At 72.1% G+C, this 17,885-nt stretch carries 13 protein-coding genes; 8 read left to right on the top strand and 5 right to left on the bottom strand.

The genetic code is table 11. The features are described from left to right. Positions 1-6 precede the first annotated feature (6 nt). From AC1DWH_RS11655 to AC1DWH_RS11620, 8 genes are all read left to right on the top strand, one after another. Complete coding sequence (locus AC1DWH_RS11655; RefSeq protein ID WP_456845197.1) at positions 7-561, top strand: NUDIX hydrolase; 555 nt, start codon at positions 7-9, stop codon at positions 559-561. Next, the gene (locus AC1DWH_RS11650; protein ID WP_477093807.1) at positions 558-2,660 is read left to right on the top strand and encodes a DUF6049 family protein; all 2,103 of its coding nucleotides are present in this window, start codon (positions 558-560) and stop codon (positions 2,658-2,660) included. Before AC1DWH_RS11655 ends, AC1DWH_RS11650 begins: the two co-directional genes overlap by 4 nt. Further along, positions 2,657-4,303 (top strand): murein biosynthesis integral membrane protein MurJ, encoded by a 1,647-nt coding sequence (gene murJ / locus AC1DWH_RS11645; RefSeq protein WP_456845199.1) that lies wholly within the window; start codon positions 2,657-2,659, stop codon positions 4,301-4,303. The genes AC1DWH_RS11650 and murJ overlap by 4 nt, the downstream gene beginning before the upstream one ends. 33 nt (positions 4,304-4,336) lie before the next feature. After that, the gene (locus AC1DWH_RS11640) at positions 4,337-6,409 is read left to right on the top strand and encodes a protein kinase family protein (RefSeq protein ID WP_477093806.1); all 2,073 of its coding nucleotides are present in this window, start codon (positions 4,337-4,339) and stop codon (positions 6,407-6,409) included. A 103-nt stretch (positions 6,410-6,512) separates the two neighbouring features. Further along, positions 6,513-7,484, top strand: coding sequence for a thioredoxin-disulfide reductase (gene trxB / locus AC1DWH_RS11635; RefSeq protein ID WP_477093805.1), 972 nt, complete (start codon positions 6,513-6,515; stop codon positions 7,482-7,484). After that, positions 7,484-7,816: a thioredoxin gene (gene trxA, locus AC1DWH_RS11630; RefSeq protein WP_477093804.1), complete on the top strand. Its 333-nt coding sequence runs from the start codon at positions 7,484-7,486 to the stop codon at positions 7,814-7,816. The genes trxB and trxA overlap by 1 nt, the downstream gene beginning before the upstream one ends. Before the next feature lie 72 nt (positions 7,817-7,888). After that, positions 7,889-9,235: an aminotransferase-like domain-containing protein gene (locus tag AC1DWH_RS11625; RefSeq protein WP_477093803.1), complete on the top strand. Its 1,347-nt coding sequence runs from the start codon at positions 7,889-7,891 to the stop codon at positions 9,233-9,235. Between the two features lie 210 nt (positions 9,236-9,445). Next, the gene (locus AC1DWH_RS11620; protein ID WP_477093802.1) at positions 9,446-10,396 is read left to right on the top strand and encodes a D-alanine--D-alanine ligase family protein; all 951 of its coding nucleotides are present in this window, start codon (positions 9,446-9,448) and stop codon (positions 10,394-10,396) included. Between the two features lie 73 nt (positions 10,397-10,469). Here the strand turns inward: AC1DWH_RS11620 and AC1DWH_RS11615 are convergent, their stop codons facing one another. The 5 genes from AC1DWH_RS11615 to yidC form a co-directional block, all read right to left on the bottom strand. Next, complete coding sequence (locus AC1DWH_RS11615; RefSeq protein WP_477093801.1) at positions 10,470-11,627, bottom strand: ParB/RepB/Spo0J family partition protein; 1,158 nt, start codon at positions 11,625-11,627, stop codon at positions 10,470-10,472. Next, positions 11,624-13,543 carry a ParA family protein gene (locus tag AC1DWH_RS11610; RefSeq protein ID WP_477093800.1) on the bottom strand — a complete coding sequence of 640 codons (1,920 nt, stop codon included), beginning with the start codon at positions 13,541-13,543 and terminating at the stop codon, positions 11,624-11,626. Before AC1DWH_RS11610 ends, AC1DWH_RS11615 begins: the two co-directional genes overlap by 4 nt. Then, on the bottom strand, positions 13,503-14,180 hold the full coding sequence (gene rsmG / locus AC1DWH_RS11605) for a 16S rRNA (guanine(527)-N(7))-methyltransferase RsmG (protein ID WP_477093799.1): 678 nt from the start codon (positions 14,178-14,180) through the stop codon (positions 13,503-13,505). Before rsmG ends, AC1DWH_RS11610 begins: the two co-directional genes overlap by 41 nt. A gap of 2,082 nt (positions 14,181-16,262) precedes the next feature. Then, positions 16,263-16,775, bottom strand: coding sequence for a Jag family protein (locus AC1DWH_RS11600; RefSeq protein WP_456843972.1), 513 nt, complete (start codon positions 16,773-16,775; stop codon positions 16,263-16,265). Between the two features lie 34 nt (positions 16,776-16,809). After that, on the bottom strand, positions 16,810-17,874 hold the full coding sequence (gene yidC, locus AC1DWH_RS11595; protein WP_477093798.1) for a membrane protein insertase YidC: 1,065 nt from the start codon (positions 17,872-17,874) through the stop codon (positions 16,810-16,812). Positions 17,875-17,885 lie beyond the last annotated feature (11 nt).

The following is a 17,885-nucleotide window of genomic DNA, read 5'->3' as shown; positions in this document are numbered from 1 at the left end:
GTCGATATGTCGAGCCCGGCGCACCCACCCGTTCCCGGGGGCGTGCCGTCGCCACCGGGCGGTCATCCGCTGCGCATCGATCCGCGCCACGCGATCGCCCGGGTCCCGGCCGCGCCCCTGCCCGTGGTCGACGAGACCTCGGCCGGCGGCATCGTCGTCAGCCGCCGCGAGGGCGTCGACCACGCCGCGGTCATCGCCCGCCGCAACCGGGCCGGCCGCCTCGAGTGGTGCCTGCCCAAGGGACACCTCGAGGGCGACGAGACGCCCGAGGAGGCCGCGGTCCGGGAGATCGCGGAGGAGACGGGCATCACCGGTCAGGTCCTGCGCCGGCTCGGTGTCATCGACTACTGGTTCAGCGGGGACGACCGCCGCGTGCACAAGGTGGTCCACCACTTCCTGCTCGGCGCCACCGGTGGCTACCTCACCGTCGAGGGCGACCCGGACAGCGAGGCGGAGGACGCCGCGTGGGTCCCGGTCGCGGAGCTGCACGGGATCCTCGCGTACCCGAACGAACGCCGGCTCGCCGAGGCAGCACTCCTCGTGCTCGTCGGCGAGGCATGAGCGCCCGCTCGCTGCGACGCCGGGTGCTGTGCGCGGCCCTGGCCGTCGCGGGTGCGCTCGCGGCCGTCGCCCTGCCGGCCGCCGCGGCCCCGGCCGACCCGGACCTGCCCGTCTCCGTGCAGATCACCGAGGTCACGCCGAGCGTGCTTCGCCCCGGCGAGGACCTGCACGTGCGGGCCGTCCTGCGCAACGACGGCGACACCGAGATCACCGCGCCCACCGCCGCCCTGCGGCTCAGCCGGTTCCGCATCGGCACGCGCGCCGAGGTGGACGCCTGGGCGTCCGCCGGGACCGACGGGCTGAGCCGCACGTCCCGTGTGGCCACGACGCCGGTCGCCGCACCGTTGCTGCCGGGGGCCAGCGTCGGCGTGGAGCTCGTCGTCCCGGCGTCGGACATCCGGCTGCGCGACGGCGCCGACACGTGGGGTCCCCGTGGGCTGGTCGTCGAGGCCCTCGACGGGTCGGACCGCGTCGGGCTGCAGCGCACGTTCCTGCTCTGGCTCACCACCGACGACGTCGCGCAGGCACCCGTGTCCGTCCTGGTCCCTGCGGTGGGCCCCCCGTCCGCCCCGGCGCCCCCGCAGGAGGGCGAGGTCACGGGTGCCGACGAGCAGACCATCGCGGAGCTCGACCGGCTCACGGCCCCCGGTGGGCGGCTGCACGACCTGTCGACGGCGATCGCGACCGACCCGGACATCGGCGTGGCCGTCGACCCCTCCCTCGTCGCCGCGGCCTCCGCGGGCACCCTGCGCACTCGCGCCTGGGCGACGACGCTCACCGAGACCCTGGGTTCGCACGACGTCGCCACCTTGCCCTGGACGGACCCCGACATCGCCGCGGCCGCGCACGCGGGCCACGCCGACCTCGTCCAGCTCGCCGTCGACCGGACCGCGCAGCTGGGCGTCCCGGGCCTCACGACGACGTCGGGCCTGCTCTGGTCGCCGGGCGCCGATCTCCCCGACCAGACGACCGCCGCGGTGACCTCGCAGGCGGGCGCCGACCTGCTCGTGCTGCCGCCCCGCACGGACGTCGACGCCAAGCAGGCGCCCGACGCCCGCGGCGAGGTGCACACGACCGTGGGCACGGTGGCGACGCTCGGGCCGGACGCGACGCTGACCCAGCTGTTCGCCACGCCGCAGAAGGTCGAGCCGGGAGCGACGCCGACCACCACGGTCCAGCGGACCCTCGCGGAGCTGGCCGTGATCAGCCAGCAGTCGTCCGACCCGCCCCGCATGCTCATCGCGCCGGGCCGCGCCTGGGTCCCCGAGCAGGCGAACGTGGGTGCCCTGGTCACCGCGATGGCGAACACCCCCTGGGTCCGGCTCGATCCGGTCTCCACGCTCCTCGGCGCCACCAGCGACCCGCCGCGCACGACCCTGCCGACCAGCGCCGTCGATGCCGCCGAGCTGGCGCCCACGAGCGTCGACGCCCTGGCCGACGCCCGCGGGCGCGCGGTCGCCTTCGCCAGCGTGACCAGCGAGCCGGCGATCCTCCTGGACGGCGTGGACACCGAGGTGCTCGCACCGCTCGCGGTCGCCTGGCGCACCAACCCCGCCGGCCGCGACGCGCTGGTGACGACGGCCGTCGCGGACGTCGACGCCCGCACGACGGGGCTGTCGATCGCCCGGGTCAGCGACGTGCGCGTCGTCGCCGCCGACAGCGAGCTGCCGATCATCGTGCGCAACACCCTGACCGTCCCCGCGACCGTCCTGCTGCAGGTCACCCCGCGCAAGCCGTGCCTCGAGGTCGGCGAGCTCGACCCCGTCGACGTCGACGCGCAGAGCGAGGTCAGCGTCCGGATCCCCCTGCACGCGCGCGCCAACTGCTCCGTCGTCGTCGCTGCCCGGCTGACCGCGACCGACGGCCTGTCGGTGTCGCCCACCGTGCGGTTCACCGCGCAGGTCGCACCCACGATCGAGAGCATCGGCACCATCGTCGTCGGCGTCCTGCTCGCGCTCGGCCTGGTGCTCGGGATCGTCCGGACGGTACGCCGCGGGCAGAGCGCCCGACGCGGCGCCCGCACCGAGTCGGAGTCCGGCGCGCCGACGTCGCTGCCCGTGCTGGGCGGTACACCCGAGGACGAGCAGGAGCCCCGATGAGCGACGACGGGATCCGCCGCGGCGCGGCCCTGATGGCGTCGGGCACGGCCGCCTCGCGCGTTCTCGGCCTGCTGCGCGGCATGGTGCTGGCCACCGCGATCGGCGCCACGGGGCAGGCGGCCGACGCGTTCGCGGTCGCCAACAAGCTGCCCAACGTCCTCTACATGCTGCTCGCGGGCGGCGTGCTCAACGCGATCCTCGTGCCGCAGGTCGTGCGCGCCTACAAGCGCAAGGCGGGCCAGGAGTACGTCGACCGCCTGCTCACGCTCGGTTTCGTGCTGCTGGCCGCGGCGACGCTGGTCCTCACGCTGCTCGCGCCGTGGCTGGTGGGTCTCTACTCGAACTTCGGCAACGCGGCGCAGAACGAGCTGGCGACGACGTTCGCGTACTGGTGCATCCCGCAGCTCTTCTTCTACGGCGCCTACGCCCTGCTCGGGCAGGTGCTCAACGCGCGCGGGTCGTTCGGTCCGTACATGTGGGCGCCGGCGGTCAACAACATCGTCGCCATCGCCGGGTTCGCCGTGTTCATCGTGCTCTTCGGCGGCTGGAAGAGCTCGGGCGTCGTGGACGCCTCGTCGTGGACCACCGGGCAGACCACGCTGCTGGCCGCCGCCGCGACGCTCGGGGTGGTCGCGCAGGCGGCCGTGCTGTTCCCCGCGCTGCGCCGGGCCGGCGTGCACTACCGGCCGCGCTGGGGGCTGCGCGGTTCCGGCCTCAGCGCCGCCGGCGGCGTCGCCACCTGGACGCTCCTGGGCCTGACGGTGGGGCAGCTGGGCTACCTCGTCGTCTCCCGCGTCGCCTCCGCCGCCCCGGCCGCCGCCGTCGCGCAGGGCGCCTCCGCCACCGCCGTCGCCGGCCCCGCCGCGTACGACGTCGCGTTCCTCATCTTCATGCTCCCCCATTCGCTGGTCACGGTCTCCCTCGCGACCGCCCTGTTCACCCGGCTGTCCGGGCAGGCCCACGACAAGGACGTCGCCGGCGTGCGGTCGACGCTCTCCTCGGGGCTGCGCGTGGTCGGCGTGTTCACCGTGTTCGCGACGGTCGCCATCGCGGTGCTGGCCCTCCCCCTCACGCGGGTCGTGCTGGCGACCGCGTCCGCCGGGTCCGCCGACGCCGTCGCGACCGTGGTGCTGACGATGATCATCGGGCTGCCCGCGTTCGGTGCCTGGTCGATGTTCCAACGCGCCTACTACGCGTACGAGGACGCCCGCTCCATGGTCCCCATCCAGGTGGTGATGGCGGGCGTCGTGGTCGTCGGCGCCGTCCTGTCGCGGGCGGTCCTGGACCCGACGTACTGGGTCGCCGGCGCCGGCGCCGGCATGACCGTCTCCTACCTCGTCGGCGCGTGGATCGCGCAGTGGCGGCTCCGGCGTCGGCTCGGGGGCATCGACGGAACGCGGGTGCTGCGGGTCCTGGCCCGGGCGAGCCTCGTGGCCCTCGTCACCGCCGGCGTGGGGTTCGGCGTCCTCGAGCTGCTCGGGCTCGTCCTGTCCACCGGGTTCGTGGCGTCGGTGATCGAGTGCGCCGTCGTCGGCACCGTGATGGGCCTGGTCTACGTCGGCGGGCTGCGGCTGCTGCGGGTGGACGAGCTCGACAGCCTGCTCCTGCCCGTCCTCCGGCGCATCCGCGGAGGACGCCGCTGATCCCGCACGTCTAGCATGCAGGGTGTCGTGCCGGTGGCAGGGCAGGTGGTCGACACGGAGGTGCTGGTGAGCGAGGTCGTCGGACGAGGCACGGTGCTCGCGGGCCGCTATCGCGTGCTCGCCCCTGTGGAGTCCGACCTCGAGGGCGCCAGCGCCTGGCAGGCCACCGACCAGATCCTCGACCGGCCCGTCCGGGTGCGCATCCTCGAGCACGGAGCCGTCGCTCCCGCCCTCGACGCCGCGCGCCGGGCGGCCCTGGTCACGGACTCCCGTCTCGTGCGCGTGCTGGACGTCGGGACGCACGAGGGCTACGGCTACGTCGTGTCCGAGCAGCTGGTCGGCCCGTCGCTCGCGCGGCTGGTGGCCAACGGTCCACTGAACGCCGACCAGGCCCGCGCGGTCGTCGGCGAGGCGGCCTCGGCGCTCGAGGTCGCTCGACGTCGCGGTGTCCACCACCTCGCCCTGCGGCCGTCCGTGCTCCACGTCAGCCCCGACGGCCGGGTCCTGCTCGGCGGTCTCGCGCTCGACGCGGCACTGCTCGGCGACTCGGGTGGTGATGCCCGCTCGACCACCCGGGCCGACGCCGTCGGCCTCGTCCGGCTCCTCTACGCGGCCCTCACCGGGCTGTGGCCGGCCGATCCGCGCGCCCCGCAGACGCCCGGCGGCGAGACGCTGCCGCCGGCGCCCGTCGTCGACGGTTCTCCGGTCGCCCCGGCGGACCTGGTCCCCGGTGTGCCCAACGACCTCGACACGCTCTGCGTCGTCACGCTCGGCCCGAACGACGACGGTCCGCACAGCCCCGGCGAGCTGGTCCGCGAGCTCGAGCCGTGGGGGGAGATCCGGGCGTCCGTCAGCGACGTCGCGCCCGTGGGCGGAGCTGTCGCGGCCGCGCAGTTCCCGCCCACCGGCGCCGCCGCGCCCGGCGGCGGTGTCCCCGTCCCCGACGATGACGACCCCCAGGACCCGACGCCCGTCGTCGTACAGCGGCAGTCCGTGCGGGCGGCGTTCCAGCAGCAGGACCCCCACGGTGCGAACCGGCCCGGCACGCCGCCGCCGGCCACCCCCGCCCGCGCCGGCTCCCTCGGCGCCACCGCGGCCGCCGCCGACACGGTCACTCCGTCGACGGGCATGCCTGTCCCGCCACCGCCGGGCCCGCCCGGCCCGCCTGCCTCGGTTCCGCCCGAACCCCCGGTCGCGGCCACCATCCCGCTGGCGGCCGCCCTCGCGTCACCGCCCGTGCCGCCCGCGGCGCCGCTGCCCGCACCCCCGGCGCCGGAGCCTCCGGTGCTCCCCACGGTGATCCGTCGCCCCGTCGCGCAGACCACCGGGTCCGGCAACCCGCCCTCGGTGCCCCCCGCGACGCCCCCGCCGGTCACGTCCGCGCCGATGCCACCTCCGCCCCAGCCGACGTCCGCGTTCGACTTCGGCGACGTCATCGGCGCGGAGGAGGCCGGACGACCCACCAGGCTCCGGTTCGACCCGACGGCGCTGGTGCTGATCATCGTCGCGATCGTCGTGATCATCGGCGTCGTCCTCGCGTTCAAGGCGCTGTTCTCATCCGTCGACAGCACGGGATCGCCGGACCACTCGGCGTCGCAGAGCGCCGCGGCCCCCTCCGCCTCCGCCGCGCCGTCCGACGCCTCCGCCGCGCCCTCGGCACCCGCCGCACCGGCCGGCGGCCCTCCCGTCATCGCGTCGGCGACCACCATCGACCCGTCCGACGGCGACGGCGAGCACCAGGAGGACGTCGCCAAGGCGTTCGACGGCGACCCGTCGACGTTCTGGTACACCCAGACGTACAAGCGTGCCGACTTCGCCGGCTTCAAGCCCGCCGTCGGCTACGCGATCACGCTCACCGCCAAGACGACGGTCACCACGGTGACGCTGCACTCCAACAGCACGGGCGGCAACGTCGAGATCCGCGCCACCGACGCGGCGGCCCCGACCACCGGTGCGGTGCTCGCGTCCGGACCGTTCGGTGCCGACTCCGTCTTCACGCTGAACCCGGCCACCGAGACGCAGTCCCTGGTGCTGTGGATCACCGAGCTGCCCACCATGCCCGACGGGTCGTTCCGGCTCGAGCTCACGGAGATCTCGCTCTCCTGAGGCGCTGCGACACGGGTTCCGGAACAGATCCCGCCTAGGATCGGTTGATCCCGTCAGCCCCCGCCGGAACGTCTCCGGCGCGCCGAACCGCAAGGAAGTCGCCGTGACCGAGCAGTCCACCACCATCCGCGATCTCGTCATCGTCGGCTCGGGCCCGGCCGGCTACACCGCCGCGATCTACGCGGCCCGCGCGGGCCTGGCCCCCCTGGTGATCGCCGGCTCGGTCACCGCCGGCGGCGCGCTGATGAACACCACCGAAGTGGAGAACTTCCCGGGCTTCCCCGACGGCGTCCAGGGCCCCGAGCTGATGGAGGGCCTGCAGAAGCAGGCCGAGAAGTTCGGTGCCGAGGTGCTGTGGGACGACGCCTCCTCGCTCGACCTCACCGGCGAGATCAAGACCATCGAGACCCTCGGCGGCGAGACCTTCCAGGCCCGGTCCGTCATCCTGGCCACCGGGTCCGCCTACCGTGAGCTCGGGCTCGACGACGAGAAGCGCATGTCGGGCCGCGGCGTCTCGTGGTGCGCCACCTGCGACGGCTTCTTCTTCCGCGACCAGGAGATCATCGTGGTCGGCGGCGGCGACTCCGCCGTCGAGGAGGCCACCTTCCTCACGCGGTTCGGCAAGCGCGTCACGCTCGTGCACCGCCGCGACCACCTGCGCGCCTCCAAGATCATGGCCGACCGCGCCGCCAACGACCCGAAGATCGAGTTCGCCTGGAACAGCGAGGTGGTCGCGATCCACGGCGACGCCAAGGTCAGCGGCGTGACCCTGCGCGACACCGTGACCGGCGAGACCCGGGAGCACCCGGCCACCGGCGTGTTCGTCGCCATCGGCCACGTCCCGCGCTCCGAGCTGGTCAAGGGCCAGGTCGACCTGGACGACGAGGGCTACGTGCAGGTGATCGGTCGCACGACGGCCACCAACCTGACCGGCGTCTTCGCGTGCGGCGACCTGGTCGACCACACGTACCGCCAGGCGATCACCGCCGCCGGCTCCGGCTGCGCGGCGGCCCTGGACGCCCAGAACTTCCTGGCGTCGCTCGGCGACGCCGTCCACCAGGTCGAGGAGCACTGATGAGCGGCACCACCCCCGTCACCGACGCCACGTTCCAGGCCGACGTCCTCGAGTCGGACCTCCCGGTCGTCGTCTACTTCTGGGCGCCCTGGTGCGGGCCGTGCCGGATGGTCGGTCCGGTGCTCGAGGAGGTCGCCACCCAGTACGAGGGTCGCGTCAAGGTGCTCAAGATCAACTCCGACGAGAACCCCGGCACCGTCGGCGACTACGGCATCGTCTCGATCCCGACCCTCAACTTCTTCTCGGGCGGTGAGCTGGTGAAGTCCGTCATCGGCGCGCGGCCCAAGACGATGATCACCGAGGAGATCGAGGGCGTCCTCGCCGCCGTCTGACCTCTCGCCGCCGTCCCCGTGTCGCGGGGACGGTGCGCGGACCATCGCCCGTCGCGTGCGAAACTCGGGTGCATGACTGCGCACCCTGTTCCCGACGGCGAGACGTCGGGCCCCCCCACGTCCTCCGCCGCCGGCGCCGGGACGCGTCTCGACCGCTGGCTCGGCTCCTACGCCGAACGCACGCACGGCATGCGTTCCAGCGAGATCCGGGCGCTGTTCGCCGTCGCCAACCGCCCCGAGGTCGTCTCGCTCGCCGGTGGCATGCCGTTCCTCGAGGGGCTGCCGCTCGACATCCTCGGCGACCTCGCCCAGCGTGTCGTCGCCACCCGCGGCCTCCAGGCGCTCCAGTACGGGTCGGGCCAGGGCGACGAGACGCTGCGCGAGCAGATCCTCGACGTGATGGCCCTCGAGAGCATCGATGCGCACCCCGACGACGTCGTCGTCACGACGGGCTCGCAGCAGGCGCTCGACCTGGTCACGCGCATATTCGTCGACCCGGGTGACGTCGTCGTCGCGGAGGCCCCGTCCTACGTCGGTGCCCTCGGCGTGTTCCGTGCCTACCAGGCCGACGTCGTGCACGTGCCCATCGACGCCGACGGGCTCATCCCCGCGGCGCTCGAGCAGACCCTCGCGTCGCTCGCCGCCGAGGGCCGCCGGGTCAAGCTGCTCTACACGGTCCCCAACTTCCACAACCCGGCCGGTGTCTCGCTCTCCGTCGCCCGACGCCCCGCGATCCTGGCGATCGCGCAGCGCTACGGCGTCCTCGTCCTGGAGGACAACCCCTACGGCCTGCTCGGCTTCTCCGGCGAGCCGCGCCCCGCGATGCGCTCGCTCGACGACGACGGCGTGCTCTACCTCGGCTCGTTCTCCAAGACCTTCGCCCCCGGCTACCGGGTCGGCTGGGTGGTCGCCCCCCACGCCGTGCGCGAGAAGCTGGTCCTCGCCAGCGAGTCCGCGATCCTGTGCCCGTCCAACGCCTCGCAGATCGCCATCTCGACCTACCTGGCCACGTGCGACTGGCAGGGCCAGATCAAGTCCTACCGCGAGCAGTACCGCGAGCGGCGCGACGCGATGATCTCCGCGCTCACCGAGCACCTCCCCGAGGCCTCCTGGAACGTGCCCGACGGTGGTTTCTACACCTGGGTGCGGCTCCCCGACGGGCTCGACGCCAAGGACATGCTGCCGCGCGCCGTCACCGCCCGGGTCGCCTACGTCCCCGGCACCGCCTTCTACTTCGACGGCTCCGGCGCCGACCACATGCGGCTCTCGTTCTGCTACCCCACGCCCGATCGGATCCGCGAGGGCGTACGTCGCCTCGCCGGTGTCGTCGCCGGCGAGCGGGAGCTCGTCGAGCTCTTCGGCACCACTGGGTCCGCCGGCGCCCAGGACGTCCAGTCACCCGCGCCAGATGCCGTCTGACCTGCACGTTCATCGATTTCGTGGCCTTGTGATCACGCTGGACGGGCGCTGGAGCTCGTCGGCTCGTCGTGGTGCGGTTCGTTCGTCGCTCGTCCGCTGTTCGTCGTCGGGTCGCCGTTCGTCGCTCGTTCGCCCGTCGTCGTTGGTTCGCCGCGTGTCGCCTTCTTGTCCTGCGCCGTCCGTCCGTCCTGCCATCGGAGTCGTCCAGCCGTGACCACCACACCGTCGCCCCGCGTCGTCGTCCTGGCCGGGGGCCTCTCCCACGAGCGCGACGTCTCCCTGCGCTCCGGCCGGCGGGTCGCCGACGCGCTGCGCTCCGTCGGTGTCGACGTCTCGGTCCACGACGTCGACGCCGACCTCGTGCCCGCGCTGCTCCAGCTGCAGCCCGACGTCGTCTGGCCGCTCCTGCACGGCACCAGCGGCGAGGACGGCTCGGTCCGGGACATCGTGCAGATGCTCGGCCTGCGGCTCCTGGGCACGGGCCCGCGAGAGAGCCGGATCGCGTGGAGCAAGCCCATCGCCAAGACCGTCGCGGTGCGGGCGGGCCTCTCCACCCCCGACTTCGTCACCTTGCCGCAGTCGCTCTTCCGTGAGCTGGGCGCCCGTCAGGTGCTCGACTCGATCGTCCGTCGGCTCGGGCTGCCGGTCGTCGTCAAGCCGTCCCGGGGAGGGTCGGCGCTCGGAGTCACCCTCGTGACCACCCCCGAGGCGCTGCCGCAGGCGATGGTCGACTGCTTCGCCTACAGCGACACGGCCCTCGTCGAGCGGGCGGTCATCGGGACCGAGGTGGCCGTGAGCGTCGTCGACACCGGCCACGGCCCCGTCGCGCTCCCCGCCGTGGAGATCGTCACGGACGGGCCGTACGACTTCGACGCTCGCTACAACCCCGGCCGCACCGAGTACTTCGCCCCGGCCCGCCTGTCTCCCGACCTCACCGAACGGGTCGGCCAGGTCGCAGTCGCCGCGCACGTGGCCCTCGGCCTCGACGGCCTCTCCCGCACCGACCTCATCGTCGACGACGACGGAACGGTCTGGTTCCTCGAGGTCAACGTGGCGCCGGGCATGACCGAGACGTCCCTGCTCCCGCAGGCGGCCGAGGCCGCGGGACTGCCGCTCGGGCAGCTCTACCGCGATCTCGTGATGGCCGCGCTAACTCGCTGACCTGCCGATATGGGTCGGTTCGGCCTAATTTGTACGTTCGCACCACGGCGCGACGTACGAGATCGTCGGTGGATCAGCCCTTGAGCAGGCCCGGGTCCTCCGGTGCGAGGCTGGCCAGGATCCGGTTGAGGTCCTGCACCGACGCGAACTCGACCGTCAGCCGACCTCGCGACTTCCCGAGGGAGACCTTGACCCGGGTGTCGAACCGGTCCGACAGCCGCGCCGCAAGGTGGTCGAGTGCCTCGTTCTTGACCCCGGCACGCGGAGCCGCACGGCGCACGGCAGGCTCGCCGTCGCCGCCGAGCGACACGATCTCCTCGACCGCACGGACCGACAGGCCCTCGGCGACGATCCGCTGCGCGAGACGCTCGATCGCGGCACCGTCGTTCAGCCCCAGCAGCGCACGGGCGTGACCGGCCGACAGCACGCCCGCGGCGACCCGCCGCTGCACCAGCGGCGGCAGCTTGAGCAGACGCAGCGTGTTGGAGATCTGCGGACGCGACCGCTGGATGCGGGTGGCCAGCTGCTCGTGGGTGCAGCCGAAGTCATCGAGCAGCTGCTGGTAGGCGGCTGCCTCCTCGAGCGGGTTCAGCTCGGACCGGTGGAGGTTCTCCAGCAGCGCGTCGCGCAGCAGGTCGCCGTCCTCGGTGTCCCGGATGATCGCGGGAATCGTCGCCAGGCCGGCGGCCTGGGTGGCGCGCCAGCGGCGCTCTCCCATGATCAGCTCGTAGCCGTCGCCGGCGTCCCGGACGACGATCGGCTGGAGCACGCCGACCTCGCGGATCGAGCCGACCAGCTCGTCGAGGGCATCCTCGTCGAACACGGTGCGAGGCTGCTTCGGGTTCGGCCGGATCGAGCCGACCGGCAGCTCCGCGAACCGGGCACCCGGCACCGGAACGAGGCCGTCGGCCCCGGCAGCGTCGGCGTCTCTGGGGACGGACTGCGGCTCGACGACGAGCTCGGTCGCCCGCGGAGTGGCATCGTTCGCGCTCGGCGCGTCGGTCGTCACGGTGCCGTCGACCAAGGAAGTGTCGGCCTCGACCGGCGGGTCCTCCGTCAGGACTGCCGTGGCGGTCGCACCCTGCGCGGCGGCCGCCTCGCCGTTGTCACGCTTGGGGTCCGGGAAGAACACGTCGACCGGCCTCTCGGCTCCCGTCGGGCGCTGGCCGTCGAGGCCCGTCGGGATGAGGGCTCCGAGGCCCCGGCCCAAGCCACGTCGCTTCTCGCTCACTGTTCCTCCTGAAGCACGACCGAAGCCGGCTGGTGTTCGTGGTGGTTCTGCTGTGCGGGCACGTCGGCCGACTGCCCATTCGTGTGTGGCGCCTGCGCGGCGCCGTCGACGACGCCGGCCGCACCTCGCTCCGCGACCTCTCGGGAAGCCTCGAGGTAGGCGAGCGCACCGGACGAGCCCGGGTCGTACGTCATCACCGTCTGGCCGTAGCTCGGCGCCTCGGAGATCCGCACCGAGCGCGGCACCGTCGTGCGAAGCGTCCGCTCGGGGAAGTGCGTCCTGACCTCGGTCGCCACCTGCTGCGCGAGGTTCGTCCTCGCGTCGTACATGGTCAGCAGGATCGTCGAGACGTGGAGCTGCGGGTTCAGGTGCGCCTGGATCAGCTGGATGGTCTTCAGCAGCTGACTGAGACCCTCGAGCGCGTAGTACTCGCACTGGATCGGGATGAGCACCTCGCGTGCGACCACGAACGCGTTGACCGTCAGCAGCCCGAGGCTCGGCGGGCAGTCGACGAACACGTAGTCGATGCGCTCCTGCCCGTTGGCCACCCGCCACTCGAGGTATGCGTCGAGAGCGTTCCGCAGCCGGGTCTCGCGGGCCACCATCGACACCAGCTCGATCTCGGCGCCGGACAGGTCGATCGTGGCGGGCAGGCACCACAGGTTCGGGACGTCGGGGCTCTCCTGCACGGCCTCCGCGATCGGAGCTCCATCGACCAGCACCTCGTAGATCGACGGTGTGCCGGCGCGGTGCTCGATCCCCAGCGCGGTGGACGCATTCCCCTGCGGGTCGTTGTCCAGGACGAGGACGTTCAGGCCCGACTGCGCGAGCGCAGCGGCGAGGTTGACCGTGGTCGTCGTCTTGCCGACGCCGCCCTTCTGGTTCGCCACCGTGATGACGCGAGTCTGCGGCGGCCGCGGGAACCGTCGACCGCGGAGCTCAATCCGACGCCGGGCGTCCTGCTTGAGCTCGGCCATCAGCGGCGTGTCGTCGGTGACGGCAGGGAGGCTCTCCACCAACGCAGCACGCCGACTCTCGTCGGGGTCGAGCTCGTGCCGCGGTGTCATGGGCGGAATGGTGTCACGGTCGAACGCCTCCTCGGCGCCATCGACGGTGTTGTCGCCCAACGCGTCGGTCTCTGCAGCGCTCGTCGGGACGTCGTCGGCGTCGGCCGGCGTGACGAACGCCTCCCTCTCTCCCGGACGTGTGACTGATTCCGATGCGCTCTCCGCCACCGTGTGCTCTGCCCGCTCGTCCCAGGCGGACGCCGTGCTCCCGGAGATGGCCTGAGTGGGTGGGCTGTCGTGGGGGCTCTCTGTTTCACGTGAAACAGCCGTCTCCGATGCAGGTCGCTCGACAGCCCCCGCGCCGCTGGCTACGACAGCGTCCGTGCCGGGCGACCTCTCGAGGCCGTCGAAAGCACCCCGGTCAACGGCAGTCGCGTGGGGCACTGGCTGCTGGTCGGACGGGTGAGGCACAGCCCCCGGCTCGAACACTCTCGGGAGGAACCCGGCGTGCTGCTCCGCGCGTTGCGTGTCGGCGGGTTCGGCGCTCCTCGAGTCGTCCGGCTCGGCGTTCTGGGTGTCGCCCGGCGCGGTGCCCCGCTCGCTGACCTGCAGATCTGCGGAACCGTCGGACCCACCGGCACTCCCGACGCCACCGGCACTCTCGACGCCACCGGCACTCCCGACCCCACCGGCACTGTGCAGCGCACGGGCACTCTCGCTCAGAGCCGCCGCTCGCTGGCCACTGCTCTGCTCGACCGTGGGGTCCGGCGCCCACGCTGGGATGCCGTTCGCCCCAGAGCCAGCGGACGTGAGCTCTCCCGGAGCAGCGTCGTCGGTCGTCGGGTCGTCTTCGTGACGCCTCTTCTTCCTACCGAACACCAGGAACTGCCTCCCGAACGACTCGAACAACTCTCGTCACGTCAACCCCTTCGATCGTGGGCGCGTCCTGCACAGAGGCGACCCCTGCGCCGAGCTTGCGACCCACGTGCTTCGCCGCCTCGATCTCCTCCTCCGCTCGCCCACCCTTGAGGGCGACGAGTGATCCACCGGCTCGAAGGAGCGGGAGGGCCCACCGATACAGCTTGTCGAGCGACGCCACCGCCCGAACCGTCACGGCGTCACCGGTGAGCCGTCCGTGCTCATCCTGCGCACGGCCACGCAGCACCACTACATTGCCCAGCCCGAGCGACTCGGCGACCTCGCTCAACCAGTCGGTCCGGCGCTCCATCGGCTCGAGCAGCACGACCTCAGCCTCAGGGAGCATCGCGGCCACCACGATGCCGGGCAACCCCGCGCCGCTGCCGAGATCGATGATGCGCCCCGAGGTCGGCAGGAAGGGCACCACCGCCGCGGAGTTGAGAATGTGCCGCTCCCAGAGCCGAGAGAACTCCCTCGGCCCGACCAAGCCACGCAGCTCGCCTTCCTTGACGAGCAGGTCGTGAAAGCCGAGAACCTGGGGCCAGGCCCGCCCGAAGTAGGGCTGCAGCCTGGAGTCGCCGTCCAGGGGGTCGGCTCCGTCGACGTCCGTCGACCGAGCTTCCGTCACCGTCAGATCCCCTTGGTTTCACGTGAAACAAGCTGTCGTACCTGCCACTGAGATCCGTCGATCACATGGATCGCGAACGTTCGGACCCCTCGGCGCCGCCCTACCGTACCGCGCGCGGACACTCTCTCTCCCGCCACCGCGCCCGGATGTGGACGGTCCGGATCCCGGAGGTTGACACGCGCCAAAGAACTCGCGTGCCCGCTCTCGAAGAGCCGGTCCTGGCGGCGCGAACAACTCGCCATGAGGGTCGGTGACATCCGCGGCTCACGATCCTGAGCAGGCGACCCGGGGGCGCTTGCCGACTCCCCGGGGACGTGTGATCGACAGAGCCGCTCCTTGGACTAGGTGGCTCGGCTCCAGGGGCAGATGCAGCCAACACGGGGACAAGCCGAGGGTCGCGAACCAAGACTTCGGGCCGTTGACCATGTCCTCGGTCCCGCCCGGTCGGCAGCCCCGTCGGTGCCCCGGCCATCACCCTGTGGGGCCGGCCGGGGCAAGCTCGCTCAGGTCACCGAGGTCCGCTGGCCGCCCAAGCCGCTCCGGGCGAGCACGGCCCGCCATTGGCAGTCCCCGTGGCGTGCCGTGCGAGGCGCGAGGGGCGAGTGGCGAGCACGGCCTGCCGCTGGCAGTCCCCGCGGCGTGCCGTGCGAGGCGCGAGGGGCGAGCGGCGAGCACGACCTGCCGCTTGCGGTCCGCGGGACGGGCCACTCGAGGTCGAGCGGCGAGCACACCTGCCGCTGGAAATCCCGCGGACGGCCCTGCGGGTCCCTTGGCGCGCGCTTTCGACACTCCCGGACGGCCGTAGTGAGCTTCCGAGCGCCGTATGCACCGACCGGGGCCCGAGGGGCCTGGTGAGGGGTCCCGGTGGCGGTAGGCACAATGTCCAACTCCTGTCGCCCGTCGGACCTTCGCGCTGATGCGACACGGCACCCCAGCGAACCAGGTCACACGTTCGCAGCGGCCCCGCGGGGCGCCACACGCGAGTCACTTCGGCATCGGCATCCAATCCGCCACGGCGCCCAGTCCCTGCACTCCACCTCGGGCCCTAGTCACGCCTGTTTCACGTGAAACAGGTCGCCTCGGCGTCGCCGGCGATCTGAGCGGCAGCGCTCCCCGCCTTCCTGCGATCCGGGGTCGTCCGTTGTTTCACGTGAAACAGTTCCGGACGCCCCAGGGGATCCGGGCCTTCCCCACGCCGGTGATCGCTCATGCCGTACCGCGGCGAGTCAGCCCGTCGCCCTCGCCCGACCGACCCCCGACCAGACGCCCAGACCCCTCGTCCCATCGTGCACAGAGCAGACGAGTCGCACAGCTCCCCGAACGGATCACAGGTCGGCGCCTATACGTGGAGACCCGACGCAACAAGCAGCGAGCACCCGGCGCCAGGCGCACGCGGCAGGCACGGGTCGTCGGACCGACCCCCGTAGCGCGAACTGTTGAATGGCTCTGCCCGAGGCGAGCTGGCCGCCGGCTGTTTCATGTGAAACCGACCACGGCCATCGCCGTGAAGTGGCGCATCCGTAGAGACGTTTCACGTGAAACGACGTCTCCCCTGGAGCTGCCTGTGGGGCCTACGGCACATCAGTCATCGCTAGACGCCTTCGTGCGCGCCGAGGATCCCATCCCACGGACGGACGCCGACTCGAGGGTTCAGCCCGATCCACGAGCGAGACACGCGACGTCCCGGCAATCCCGACGGCTCGGCCCCTTGTGACGGGCTCGAGAGAGCACAGCCAACCGCCCATCGATGTGAGACGTGGCGGAACCGGCGGCGCGGCCAACGATCGCGTGCGTGTAGGCCGGCCTGCGGCCAGCGTGCCGCTTGCACCGACACGGCAACCGCGCTCGACGGCGACCCCGTCGCTCAACTTCGACCTCGACGCGCTGGCCACCACGTCGGCACAGCTCGACACCCCCGGCGTCCGCCGCGTCCACACCGCGGAACCACGCGAGCGCACGTCGGAGACGTCGCCGGCCAGACCCGAATGACGCATCGGTTCCACGTGAAACATCGTCCAACGACGAAGGGGTGGACCCGCGGGCCCACCCCTTCATCCCGCCGGTCCGAAGACCGCGGTCACATCACGCCGGACGGATCACCACGTGCCGGTTCGGCTCGACGCCGTCGGAGTCGCTCGACATGCCAGCGGCAGCAACGGTGTCGTGGACGACCTTGCGCTCGAACGGGTTCATCGCGTCGAGGGCCACGGCGACGCCGGACTCCTTCACGCGGGCGATCGCGTCGTTGGCGACGGTCACCAGCTCGGCACGACGACCGGCGCGGTAGCCGGCGACGTCGAGCATGAGCCGGCTGCGCTCGCCGGTCTTCGCCTGCACGGCGAGGCGGGTCAGCTCCTGGAGAGCATCCAGCACCTCTCCGTCGGGACCGGCCAGGCGCGAGAGCGAACGGTCCGCGGGGTCCTCGGAGACGATCTCCACGGCGGCACGGCCGTGGTCGATGTCGATGTCGATGTCACCGTCGAGGTCGGCGATGTCGAGCAGCTCCTCGAGGTAGTCAGCGGCGATCTCGCCCTCTTCCTCGAGGCGCTTGGTGCTGACGGTCTCGACGGGAGCGTCGGGCTGGGTCGAAGTCATGGAGTCTCTCTCCGATCAACGTCGCGCGGGTGCGCTACTTCTTAGGCTTGGTGGGGGCGGCTGGCGCCGGCGTGCTGGGCCCGTCGGGTTCGTCGTCGGTCGACGCGGTCGGCTTGCCGGTGACGCCTTCGTTGGCGGCACGAGGCTTGTTGCGGTCCTTGCGCTTCGGCTGCTCGCGCTGCCCGCTGCGCGGCTTCTCCTCGATGACCAGGGTGGTCGTCGTGGGCGCGTCCTCGATGAGGGATCCGTGCGCGGCAGCCTTGCGGGCCTTGCGCTCCTTCATGGCGAGCTCGGCCTGCGAGCCAGGGGCCGGCATGCGACGGATCGTGTAGAACTGCTGGCCCATCGACCAGAGGTTCGTGGTGGTCCAGTAGATGAGGACACCGATGGGGAAGTTGACGCCGGAGAAGGCGAAGATCAGCGGCAGGACGTAGAGCAGGACCTTCTGCTGCTGAGCCATCGGGCCCTGGAGCGCGGCCGGCGGCATGTTCTTCATGGTCAGCTGGCGCTGCGTGAGGAAGGTCGTCGCGGACATCGCCACGATCAGGACGGCGCTGACCACGCGGATGTGCCAGTTGTCGCCGGCCTGCATGAACGTGCCAGACAGCGGGGCGCCGAAGATCGTGGCGGCCTCGGCCTGGGCGGCGAGCTCGGGGGTCATCGGGCCGATCGGCGGGTACTGGCCGGAGGCGATGCCGGGGAGCTCGATGAGCACGCGGAAGAGCGCGAAGAAGATGGGGGACTGCAGCAGGATCGGCAGGCAGGACGCGAACGGGTTCGTGCCGTTCTCCCGGTAGAGCGCCATGGTCTCGCGCTGCAGCGCTTCACGGGACGCGGGGTCGGTCTTCCCCTTGTACTTCTTCTGGATCGCCTGCATCTGCGGAGCGATCAGCTGCATGCCGCGCGACGCCTTGATCTGGCGGAAGAACAGCGGGATCAGCGCGATCCGGATGACGATCACGAGCCCCACGATGGAGAGCCCCCAGGCGGCGCCGCTGGCGGGGTCGAGACCGATCGCAGAGAGGAGCGCGTGGAACTGGACCATGATCCAGGCCACGACGACCATGATGGGTTTGAGCAGACCGTCGAACCACGACATGTGGCAGAACT

It is taken from the genome of Cellulomonas sp. P2_F12, from assembly GCF_056403775.1.
This window is presented reverse-complemented; position numbering and strand designations above follow the sequence as displayed.

Excerpts from the sequence above, each read along its gene's own strand:
- AC1DWH_RS11655 (WP_456845197.1), top strand. The coding sequence starts at position 7 with ATGTCGAGCCCGGCGCACCCACCCGTTCCCGGGGGCGTGCCGTCGCCA.
- AC1DWH_RS11625 (WP_477093803.1), top strand. The coding sequence starts at position 7,889 with ATGACTGCGCACCCTGTTCCCGACGGCGAGACGTCGGGCCCCCCCACG.
- murJ (WP_456845199.1), top strand. The coding sequence starts at position 2,657 with ATGAGCGACGACGGGATCCGCCGCGGCGCGGCCCTGATGGCGTCGGGC.
- AC1DWH_RS11600 (WP_456843972.1), bottom strand. The coding sequence starts at position 16,775 with ATGACTTCGACCCAGCCCGACGCTCCCGTCGAGACCGTCAGCACCAAG.
- yidC (WP_477093798.1), bottom strand. The coding sequence starts at position 17,874 with ATGTCGTGGTTCGACGGTCTGCTCAAACCCATCATGGTCGTCGTGGCC.
- trxA (WP_477093804.1), top strand. The coding sequence starts at position 7,484 with ATGAGCGGCACCACCCCCGTCACCGACGCCACGTTCCAGGCCGACGTC.
- AC1DWH_RS11650 (WP_477093807.1), top strand. The coding sequence starts at position 558 with ATGAGCGCCCGCTCGCTGCGACGCCGGGTGCTGTGCGCGGCCCTGGCC.